The organism is Acinetobacter sp. UBA3025 (assembly GCF_002367915.1).
In the GTDB taxonomy this organism is placed as follows: Bacteria; Pseudomonadota; Gammaproteobacteria; order Pseudomonadales; family Moraxellaceae; genus Acinetobacter.
This window is the reverse complement of the sequence record NZ_DFDO01000333.1, coordinates 1-11,126: the sequence shown is the minus strand read 5'-3', so window position 1 is coordinate 11,126 and position 11,126 is coordinate 1. Positions and strand designations below refer to the sequence as shown.

Below are 11,126 nucleotides of genomic sequence, written 5' to 3'. Positions count from 1 at the left end.
AGAGGTGGTCCCACATGTTTGAACAACTAAAAGCTTATTTATAAGTGATACTCTGCTCTAGTTAAGCTACCTTATTTTGTTGTGGTAGCTGGTCATAGTAAAACTCATCTGGAGTCATTTTGTCCAGACTCGAATGAGGTCGTTTCAAATTATAAAATTCAAAATATGCGTTTAATTGCTTCTTCGCATCCAAAACATTGCTGTAGGCTTTGAGATACACCTCTTCATATTTAACGCTCCGCCATAATCGTTCAACCATCACATTATCAACCCATCGACCTTTACCATCCATACTGATTTGAATGCCATTTGATTTCAATACATCAATAAATGCATCACTGGTAAACTGACTGCCTTGGTCTGTATTAAATATTTCAGGTCGACCATATTTTTCAATAGCTTCATTTAATGTTTCTATGCAAAATGTAACCTCCATACTAATCGATACTCTATGCGCAAGTACCTTGCGGCTATGCCAATCAATCACAGCACATAAATAAACAAAGCCTTTTGCCATAGGGATATACGTTATATCCGTAGACCACACTTGATTACTGCGCTGAATAGCCAATCCTTTGAGCAGATATGGATATTTGCGGTGAGCTTGATTAGCCTGGCTTAAATTTGGTTTGCAATATAACGCATTAATGCCCATTTTCTTCATTAAAGTACGTGTATGACGTCGTCCTATATGATGTCCTTGACGATTCAACAAATCACGCATCATACGGCTACCTGCAAAAGGGTATTGCATATGTAACTCATCCATACACCGCATCAGCTTCAGATCTGATGCACTCACAGGTTTTGGGCGATAGTAATAACAACCACGGGAGACTTTCAGCAGCTGAGCTTGCTTAGATACTGAAATCTGAAGTGAGTCATCGATTAACTTTTGTGGTTGAAGCGGCCCAGTTTCTTCAACACACCTTCTAAAAAATCAATTTCTAATGCCTGCTCACCGATTTTTGCATGTAGTTTTTTTAGATCGATGGGTGGTTCTGTTGGAGCTTTTGATTGATCGAAAGCTTGCGAGGAAGCTGAAATCAGTTGATTTTTCCAGTCGATAATTTGGTTTTGATGAACATCAAATTCAGCACTTAATTCAGCAAGTGTTTTTTCTGCTTTAATCGCAGCAAGTGCTACCTTAGCTTTAAAATCATTTGAATGATTTCTTCTTGGTCTACGTGCCATAAAATACTCCATATATTGATGTTTATAACATCATTTGGGGAGCAAAATATCACTTATAAGTGTTGTTCAAATTTCCTGATCCACCTCTCATTTCACACGCAGATGTCGCGCATCTTTTTCAGGCCGTACTAAATAGCGCACAGCATTAACCATTTTTTCTACTTCACTAGAATTATTTCTGTAGATTCGACCAACACCTAAAATACCCAATTCCGTGTATTCTTGGATCTGCTCAGAATCATGACAGTTAAAAAAGTATCTTAACTTGCCTGTGATGAAATCGATTGTAAGCAGTTTGCAAAGGACAGAGCTCTTGAGGAATATCATGCCATGTCGCACCCGTACATAGCCTCCATAAGATAGCTTCTATGATATTTTTACTGTTTTTTTGAGCTGTAATAACCATGTAATCGTATAGTATATTGAATTTACTACTAAATATTATCGGCAAGAAGAGTACGGGCAATTGAAAAATATAGAAATGAAAAGAGCTTAAAAGAGAATTTATGGCACCCACGGAATAAGATTAACTTTCAATACGATATTGGAAGGTATTTTTAACATTCGACACACTGGTCGGTTTGCCATCGACGAGACGAGGCTGATATTTAAAAGTGAGAGCAGCCTGAATCGAAGGTCGTACAAACATCGGATGGCAGTCGCCTTGTGCCTTTGGATTTTCTACCCGTCCTTTTTCGTTCACGCTATACACCACCGTACAATCCCCCTCCAGCTTACGATCCAAAGCTTGTTCAGGATAAGCTGGTGCTATTTTCGTAACAGGTTGATAATTTTTAACATCAAATGATTCAGGATGAGTTTGTGCTTTAGTTTCTACTGATTTCTGGGTCTTCGTCTGAGTTGGTATATCCGCTTGAGACTGCGTATCTACTGTTTTCTGAGATTCCGCTACTGCCGTTTGCTTTTCCGTCACGACTTGCTGTGTCGGTTTAGCCGCTGTAGGTACAATTTTGTTGCTCTGTGACTCTACAAACTTCTTGGTGGTTTTCGGTTGGACTTCAGTAGGTTTCTCAAGCTGTTTCTTGACAGGCTCATGTAAGGGTTTTTCTTCGACTATCGGCTCAGGCTTTTTAGGTTCAGGTTGTTGTTTGGCTGGAGGGGGTATTTGCACAAATTGTAATTGAATGGTTTTCGGCTTGGGTTCCTCCAATGTTTCATGCTTCTCAACCGTACATAACCATGCAATTAGCGCAATATGCAATCCAGCCGTGACCGAAAGTGCTAGGCCTTGATCACGAAACCTAATTTTGGAAACGGTTGTCATCATGATTGTGGTTCCTCTGTCACTAGCCCCAAGTTCGTTACCCCACTTTTTTGCAAGGATGCTATGGCCTGTGCAACCAGTTGATAATCAGCATCCTGATCGGCACGTACATAAAACTGTAAGCTTTTATCTTTTTGAATAATCGGAACGAGCTTTTGTTGCATAGTGGCTAAATCAATGGCCTGATCCGTAACTTTCTCGGTATTCACTTCTGATCCAATATTCCAGTAATACTGGCCATTGGCTTGAATAGATAAGGTTACAATACGCTGCTGTTGTGACGCGGGCATGACATTGGCATCCACTTTAGGCAAATCAATTTGAATGCCTTGCGTCAACATTGGTGCAGTCACCATAAAAATTACCAACAACACCAACATGACATCAATATAAGGAACCACATTCATTTCAGCATTGGGTTTTAATTTTTGAGGACGCTTAATCATGGTTCTTGCTCCTTAACGCGAAGTGCGCTCAGTGTGCCCCAACAAACGATAAATACGCGTTTGCAACTCATTGGCAAAACCGTAATAACGACTGGAAAGCTTGTCAGCACGTGCCGAAAAGCGGTTATACGCCACGACCGCAGGAATAGCGGCAAATAAACCAATAGCTGTCGCAATCAGCGCTTCTGCAATCCCGGGTGCAACTGTATTGAGGGTTGCCTGTTCAACGGCAGACAGTCCAATAAACGCATTCATAATGCCCCAGACCGTTCCAAATAAGCCTATATAAGGGCTGACTGAACCGACTGTTGCGAGAAAGGTTAGATTCTGCTGAAGCTTTTCTTCTTCTTCACTAATACTACTGAGTAAACGACGTTCTACCCCATCAATCACATCACTTGTAGTGAGTTGCTCATCTTTGATCAATTGATGGTATTCATCCACCCCATGTTGAAAAATGCTGACTACGCCTTTCTGTTGTTCAGGCTGTTGGTAATCTTGCTGTAAAAGATTGAGATCTTTTTGCTGTCTAAAATTCTTTAAAAAACGGTTCCAAAGCTGCTCTTGTCCACGAAGCAACATGCCGTGACGCACGATTAAATACCAACTTACGACTGAGGATAAAACCAAAATTAACATCACTACTTTTACCAACACACTGGCATGGCTAATCAACATCCAAACTGACATTTGATCCATCGTTGCTTGCATAACGCACTCCAATTTTTTTACTGCATGGTGCAGTACATATATATTTTTAAAATGGGCTGTGATTCTTTAGCAGCCCATGTACTCACTCAGGTACTAAAGCGCTATTTAGTCCAAATGCAGGGCTTGAGCGATTTTTTCCCAAGGCACATATTTAAAGTTCTGATTGGTTTCAGGCATACGTTTACGTCCGTCTTGCACCACCAACATGCCTCGCTTCCATTTGCCACCAAAATTTAGGGAACTCACATCTAGTCCATCTGTTTCAGACACAGCGTCAATGCCTTTGTCGGTATTGATGCCGATACGAAATGCGCCACGAACCGTGTAAGGTGCAGCGGCATCAAGTACCACAAAGCTGTCATTGCCTTGGCTTGAAACCACCAAATAACTTTGGTTTTTGCCGTGATAAAGTCCCATGCCCTCAATGTCATCATGCATCACCTCTCCTACACCAATCACCTGCTGCATAGGAAGCTGAGTTTTTCGGTTGAGATCTTTTACCCACACCGCGACATCTTCTTCACCCAAGAAAATACGCCCTGTGGCATCGTCTACGACACAGCCTTCCGGTTGGGTTTTAACTGAAAAACGTTGTACTTCTTCAGCCCGTAATTTTTGCTGTGCAGCCGTGATGTGGTATTGAACAAAAGTCCCGTTTTTATCGTTGGGAATGGCATAGATTTCCCCTTGAGCGTCGCGGTACATGCAAATGCCATAAATATCATCCAATGTGGTTGTTAACTCGCCAAGCACAGAAACCTTGCCCGTTTTGGGTTGAATCGCAAAGAGACGCAGGCTGTTATGATCTCGGTTCGATGCCACCGCCAAATCGACTGTCTGATTGCCCCATTTAAAACCGTGGCGTACATCGACATTATTCAATCGCCCTACTGGCAAGTACTGCACAGTTTTGCCCTGTAAGTCGTTAACCTGTAGACCACCTTGTTTATCTGTCGCTAAAATACGGGACTGACTCGGCTGTGCAGCGTTATGCCAAATCGCAGGATCATCAGCCGCGTCACCTGTACTTGGCACACCCTCCGTCTGCACTTCTGCTGGAATAGTAATGATATTTTGAGCTTTGGTCTGGGTTTGGGTTTCCCATTCTACATCTGTCACTTTCACGGTTTTATCATCTAAAATCAGCAAGGATTTATCAGTTAACTTACCTTGAACACTCAAAGTCTCTGCTTCTTTCACCGTGTCTAGTTGTAAAGGCGGCTGTGCTTTCCATTGCTTATCTTGCTTTTGATAACGATAAAGCCAAGGTTTTTCTGCATCGAGTACCGCGACATGATCATCTACAATCGCAATTGCAGAAGGTGAACCTTGAATCGAACCAAAGGGTTGCACGAGATCCACCGCCTGACGCACCACGTCTGCTTCAGAATGAGCTGGATATGCCCAAATGCCAACATTCGCTTCATTAATAAACAACTCTGCTGTGGCATCATTCACTTTGCATACACTACTAGCAGGTGGAAAACTGAGACGGCGTACCAACTGTGGTTGAACCAAAGCCTTCTCATGCTGAGCCACCAACCATTGTTCACCAAGCCCCTCTTCACCTACTAAAAAAGCAAAACTCAGCCCTTGAGCATCGGTATATAGGCAAACATCTTCAGACTTAAATGAACGCTTTGGAATAAAACTAGGCTTGTCCCATGCTTTATTTTTTAAGTTCATGCTCATCAGTTGAATTTGCTGTTGTTGCAAATTCGACGCAGCAATCAATAAACGCTCCGAACCAATCCGATAATCAAAACGCCCAAACTGACCTTGAATTTGATGTAGTACATTTTGTTGATCATCTAAAATTTGTAGCCCTTTATTTTTACTGCTCAACAGTGCGGCAACTTCAGGCCATGCACTCAAGGTTAACCATTGCACATCCTCAGTTTTCGCCCCATTCACGTCGACTTCACGTAATTGCAACTTCGCTGCCATAGGCTGATCTATTGGTATTTCAACCGAGCTTAACGACTGGCTATTTTGCGGAGCTCGGGGCACGCTGTGCTGACTGCATGCGCTCAATAACAGCAAGCAACTGCTTAAAGCAGACCATTTAAAAGATGAAAATTTCATAGAGATACTCAAAATTGGGCAAGGAACCTCAGGTCTGCTTCTGTTGAGCAAACCTGAGTACTAAATTTAATTCGACTTAAAAATGGGTATAGGTCAGTGCCAGTTTGTAAGCTGGGCCATACTCTTCATATTGCGCGTTATAAGCCTTAGAACCTGCATAGTTGTAATAAGTTTCATCGGTGATGTTTTGCACATCAAACGTCAATTGTAAGTTTTTAGATAAATTCACATGACTACTGAAATCAAGGAAGATTTGGTCATCGGTATAAATGTCTTTTTCTGGCGTGTCGATATCACCTAATGCATACAAATAGTTCGATTTATAATTTGCTGAAAGTCGTACACCAAAGCGCTCATTTTCCCAACCAATCATGGCATTACCGACCACATCCGACTGGTTTGGTAAATGAATACGACGGCTCAGAAGTTCGCCATCTTTCATCGAATCAATATCTGCTTCTGACTTACTAAAGGTCGTATTAAAGCCCAGCAAGAAACCATTCCAAGGCGCTCCTAGATGGTCAAACTTTTGTGAGTAGGCAAACTCCATCCCGTACAGTTTTGCTTCATTACCATTTTTATAGGTAATAGCTTCATCAAAGTCAGCCCATTGCCCTGTTCCTGCAATATTGGTGTTATAAATAAAGTTATCGATATCTTTATAAAATGCGTAGAAACCCACCATACTGGCTTTGCCAAAATACTTTTCTACACCCAGATCAAAGTTAGAAGACTCTAAAGGCTTTAACATTGGGTTACCAAACTCAGCTTCATCACCATCGATATAGACACCTGGTGCACTTTGCGCAAAGTTTGGACGGACCACACTATTGGTCCAAGCGGCACGGAGGTATGCGTTATCGGCCAATTGATAACGCAAATGTAAACTCGGCAACCAATGATCATAGTCATTTTCATATTTAGTCGCAGTAATCACATCATCATTGAACTCAAAACCACGTGCTTCAAAGTTGGTATTTTCATAACGTAATCCTGCAATCACACGCAGTTGATCCAAATCAACGGTATTCATGACATAAGCCGCTTGTATGTCTTCATTCGACTTAAAGTCATTAATGATTGAACCGTCAGCAACCACATAATCATTTGGATTTAATCCACTGATTTTATCTTTAATAGCGTTTTTATTAATGGTTGGACCAAACTGACCCAGTTCATAATGGCTGTTTGAATTGAAATCTGAACTTGACGTACTGAGATCTTCATATTTCCATTCATCGGTATTGTTGGTTTTTTCACGTTGACTGATTTTTCCGCCGAACTTCAATGCAGCAGCATAATTCCCCAACATATAGTCTTTCAAAAAGTCTAATTTACCGTTGTATTCTTTATCGGTGGTTTTAGATTTTTCCCACGACACCGAATCTAACTCATAACTGGCCGCATCATAAAAATCTTGGTCTGCCGTAATTACAGGTTTTTGCGTACTATTAAATCCAACGTTACTAAAATCACCTTGGTATTTTGCCCCCGAAATTCCCCCTGGGTTTTCCTCCGATGCCTCGCTATAACCGAGCTGGCCTTCCACCGTCCACGTGCCAAAACCTTGCTTACCTCCAAGGACGAAAGACTGTATTTCTTGTGTTTCTTCACGGCTCTTCAGTGAACGGGTCACTTCTGCATCACCACGCTGACCTGCAAGTTGTGGATCAGAAAATTCAGCCGCCACTTCCTGACGTAACTCAGTGTCTTTAAAGCGACTATATAACGTTCTTAAATAGTATTCGCCTGTGTCATTGGGGCGATAATCAAAATTCAGTCCCGCACCAACACGCTCACGCTCGATGTCATATTGACGCATTGCGGTTTCTTCAAGTGCGTCACCATCCCAAGCCCCACCCGTTTCAACATTGTCCGAGCCAAATTTTCGGTTTTGATAACTTAGTGCCAGTGCCACCCCAAGGTTGTCTTGCCCCTCACCAACACTGAAACGGTTACTGATGGCACCCGATGCTTTAGGGCTATATTTTTCCCGTTTTTCATCATAACCACCTTCAACCGTTCCCGTATAAAACAAACCATCATGGTCAAAGGCTGATAAACTTTCGACTTGCACTGTACCGCCTAATGAGTTGGCATCCATATCTGGTGTCAGCGTTTTCACCACAGCCAAAGACTGTACTAGCTCTGAAGGTAAGACATCCAATGCTACACCACGGCGATCGCTTTCAGGCGCGGGAACCAAAGTACCATTGATGGTTACTGCATTTAAGTCAGCGCCTAAACCACGAACGGAAACAAAACGTCCTTCGCCTTGGTCACGCTCTGTAGATACACCTGGTATCCGTTGCAACGCTTCTGCGGCATTGTCATCGGGTAATTGTCCAATGCCATCGGCATGTACCACACTGCTGATTTGGTCGGCACGTTTTTGTTCTTTGAGTGCTTTATCCATACTTGCAGCTTGGCCAATGACCTGTACATATTCCACCGTGTTATCTTCGGCATGTAGATGCGTCATGCTCAGCATTGACAGGACCAGTGTACTGAGCTGAAAACCCGCACGCTTATGTTTCATGAAACGGTTCTGATTATTTTGCATTATGTTCTTCCCCTCAAGCCAAAGTGGCATGGTTTGAACGCACAATAGAAATTGAATGTGAACATGATGTGACAGTGCCTTTTACCACCTGCCCTTTTTATTTGTTTTTGGTCATTTTCAGCAAAAAGTGAGCTAATTTGATCTGTATAGAGAAAATTCTGAGCATACAGAATGATGCATATTCACCACAAAGATAGGGTTTTTCAGCATTTTTATTCTCAAAAATCAAAAATACCCTGATCTATTTTGACTCTAGCCTTTGCCATCAAACTGTCATCTAAATCTGTTTAGCTTGGGCAAAAATAAATCATTTCAAAAAATGCTATGCCTAAATACTTTGCTTACTACCGCCGGCCTTTGTTATGTGTAGCGACTGCCTGTAGCTTATCTCTCTGGTTATTTATCTTACTTGGGCAGAGCAAGTCGTTTGCTGAATGGAACTGGGTCGATATTTTAGGTGAAGGGGGAGCAACTGTTTTTATTGCTATTTGGATTTTCTTTATTATTAAAAGCCGTCCTTTGGGCCGTGTAACCAACTATATCTTTTATGGACTGTGTTTTATTTTTCTCCATATGTGGATGGACAGCTTAGATGAATTTATTCGCCTGCCTAAAGAAATCATGTGGGATGCATGGCTTGAGTCCATTCCTTTTCCAATTGGACTGTATCTATTTACCATCGGGGTTTATTTTTGGCATCAAGAAGAACAGGCAATTTCTAAACACATGCAAAAACGAGAACGTATTTATCGGGATCATCGCTTATTCGATGCACTCACCCCTTTGGCCGATGCTCATTATTTTAAAACACAGCTCAAAGCCGCAATCGAGCAAAACTTGCATGAACCCAGCGACATGTCCGTCATACTGCTAGATATGCATAATTTTAATCATATTAATCAAACACATGGCTTTGATGAAGGCACATCTATTTTACAGCATGTTTCACAATTGATTAGCTTAAACTTACGACCACAAGACCTGCTCTGCCGCTTCGCAGGAGATCGTTTTATTATGTTGTTACCAGAGACTAAGCTACAACAGGCTGAAAAAATGGCTGCTCAACTTGAACGCATGCTTATGGTCAGTGCTTATTATCAACGTGATCTGTCCGTGCACATTCCTCTAAAAGCACTCACGACCTGCTGCGCTGTCGGACAATACCAAACTGCCCAACAACTCTTGAGTGCCTTAAATCAGCAATTGCTCCAAGTGAAGCAGTACTACTCACCGAAGCGAGTCATGGTATGAGCTTTGAATGCGACTACAACTACATTCCTGCGCATCATCAATTGTCTATTTTAATTGATTTGGCAGCGAGTCATGAAGTCGAACATCACGTCCTGCTCAGTGGCAGCAGTATTTTCTTGGAAGATATCTTTTCAGGGCAAAAACTAATTAGTCAGCAACAGTTACAACAGGTTTTAAAAAATGCTGAACAGTGTTTTCGCAATCAGGACATCAGTTTTTTATTTGGTCAACGCAGCCTAACCACCCCCTTTAATGACGCCATTAAATCCATGCTATATGCATCAACCTTCGATGAGGCGCTTAGCCGTTATTTAACATTTTCCGCATCTGTTTCACCGTGGTTATGCCCTCGACTCATGTATAGTCAAAGCCATATTCATATTTACTGGTTAGATGGAAACAAGCTTGAAAATCGCTTTTTAATCGAAAGCGCAATGAGTGCAATACAAGCATTTAGCCGTCAACTGTATCAAACCAAGTTAGCGTGGAAATTCGAATTTAATTTTTCTGAACCGGATTATATTGAACAATATTGGACGCATTTAGGCAGTGCTTTAGAGTTTAATCGCCCGATCAACATGATGAGCCTGCCTCGTGACGTGATCCATGAAAAACTTCCCAATGCCTCTTCGACCTTAGCTGCAATCAGTTATCAACATGCGCTGAAAGAAATGACAGCTCAAAATATTCAACAAAGTTTTTTGCTCAGTTTGCATCAATACTTCATGCAGAATATTCAAAATAATATTCAACTTGAACAAACCGCTGACTATTTTCAAATGAGTTCTGCCACCTTAAAACGTAAACTGAAAAAGCATCAGACCCATTTTCAGGCGCAACTCGATCAAAGTCGTTTGCATACTGCCATAATTTTATATCGTGTACATGGTTTTAAAACTGAACAGATTTCTCAGTATTTACAAATTAACGATGCGACCAATTTTCGACGTGCGTTTAAGCGTTGGAGTGGTTTAACTGTACAAGCGGCACAGTCCTAAGCGCTTATTTTTCCAAAAAAAAATCACGGGTATTTCTATTGTAACGTCGAAATTAAAAGTCAAAAACTCATCGGCTAATCACTAAAGTCCGCATAGTCACGTTCGCTGTATTTTTCTGTTTGTGTCCAAGGTGTAGCAACATGTTGGCCAATTTTGCGCACGGTAAGGGTTTTGGCATAGCCTGAGGTCGGTTTGAGCAATTCATATTTTTGAACCAGTTGATCTTGTTCACTCCATATAATATTCAACGTTTGCCCAGCACTGCTTATTTGATAATGCGCTAACTTCGGATCACGTTGAATCAATTGTGCTCGCTTTAAAATGTCAGGATGAATCAAACTATATTCACAGCGCCAACAGTTTTTCATCCCTAGCATTTCTTGATCGACATCCTGCAATTGCACCCGCATTTTTTCATCTGGCAAAATATAAAAACGCTGAAACGGACTTTCTACGTTTGCTTGCCCGACTACATCTTTGCGCTGCATCCACTGAATTGCACTGTCAAAACTCACATGCTCATGGGTGTCTGTTTTGGCAGAAACATGAGCGTTGCTATGTATCTGGGCTTCGTCAGCATGCGTATGTGTGTT

Annotated in this window: 10 protein-coding genes; 2 read left to right on the top strand and 8 right to left on the bottom strand. The window is 41.7% G+C overall.

What is annotated here, in order from left to right; translation table 11 throughout:
- Positions 1–61 precede the first annotated feature (61 nt).
- From B4J23_RS14225 to B4J23_RS14200, 7 genes are all read right to left on the bottom strand, one after another.
- Positions 62–1,194, bottom strand: a protein-coding gene (locus B4J23_RS14225) for an IS3 family transposase (RefSeq protein ID WP_223235881.1) whose coding sequence is annotated in 2 segments (ribosomal slippage) — positions 62–942 and positions 942–1,194 — 1,134 coding nt in all. Because the reading frame shifts where the segments join, the coding sequence is not laid out codon by codon here.
- 247 nt (positions 1,195–1,441) lie between these two features.
- Positions 1,442–1,600 carry a transposase gene (locus B4J23_RS14435; RefSeq protein WP_163170403.1) on the bottom strand — a complete coding sequence of 53 codons (159 nt, stop codon included), beginning with the start codon at positions 1,598–1,600 and terminating at the stop codon, positions 1,442–1,444.
- A 120-nt stretch (positions 1,601–1,720) separates the two neighbouring features.
- Positions 1,721–2,482, bottom strand: a complete 762-nt coding sequence (locus tag B4J23_RS14220; RefSeq protein WP_291361540.1) for an energy transducer TonB — start codon at positions 2,480–2,482, stop codon at positions 1,721–1,723.
- Complete coding sequence (gene tolR / locus B4J23_RS14215; protein WP_086208627.1) at positions 2,479–2,925, bottom strand: protein TolR; 447 nt, start codon at positions 2,923–2,925, stop codon at positions 2,479–2,481. Before tolR ends, B4J23_RS14220 begins: the two co-directional genes overlap by 4 nt.
- 12 nt (positions 2,926–2,937) lie before the next feature.
- Positions 2,938–3,636: a protein TolQ gene (gene tolQ, locus B4J23_RS14210; RefSeq protein WP_049590884.1), complete on the bottom strand. Its 699-nt coding sequence runs from the start codon at positions 3,634–3,636 to the stop codon at positions 2,938–2,940.
- A 105-nt stretch (positions 3,637–3,741) separates the two neighbouring features.
- The gene (locus B4J23_RS14205) at positions 3,742–5,583 is read right to left on the bottom strand and encodes a phytase (RefSeq protein WP_291361532.1); all 1,842 of its coding nucleotides are present in this window, start codon (positions 5,581–5,583) and stop codon (positions 3,742–3,744) included.
- A gap of 214 nt (positions 5,584–5,797) precedes the next feature.
- The gene (locus B4J23_RS14200) at positions 5,798–8,284 is read right to left on the bottom strand and encodes a TonB-dependent receptor (RefSeq protein ID WP_291361530.1); all 2,487 of its coding nucleotides are present in this window, start codon (positions 8,282–8,284) and stop codon (positions 5,798–5,800) included.
- Positions 8,285–8,608: 324 nt separating this feature from the next.
- On the opposite strand from B4J23_RS14200, the gene B4J23_RS14195 reads away from it, so the two are divergent.
- Together B4J23_RS14195 and B4J23_RS14190 are read left to right on the top strand one after the other, a co-directional pair.
- Positions 8,609–9,535 carry a diguanylate cyclase domain-containing protein gene (locus B4J23_RS14195; protein WP_291361528.1) on the top strand — a complete coding sequence of 309 codons (927 nt, stop codon included), beginning with the start codon at positions 8,609–8,611 and terminating at the stop codon, positions 9,533–9,535.
- A complete protein-coding gene (locus B4J23_RS14190) occupies positions 9,532–10,533 on the top strand; it encodes a helix-turn-helix transcriptional regulator (RefSeq protein ID WP_291361526.1) in 1,002 nt (333 codons plus the stop codon). Before B4J23_RS14195 ends, B4J23_RS14190 begins: the two co-directional genes overlap by 4 nt.
- Positions 10,534–10,607: 74 nt before the next feature.
- On the opposite strand, the gene B4J23_RS14185 is transcribed toward B4J23_RS14190, so the two are convergent.
- Positions 10,608–11,126 (bottom strand): hypothetical protein (locus B4J23_RS14185; RefSeq protein WP_291361524.1); only part of this gene is annotated, 519 nt, incomplete at its 5' end.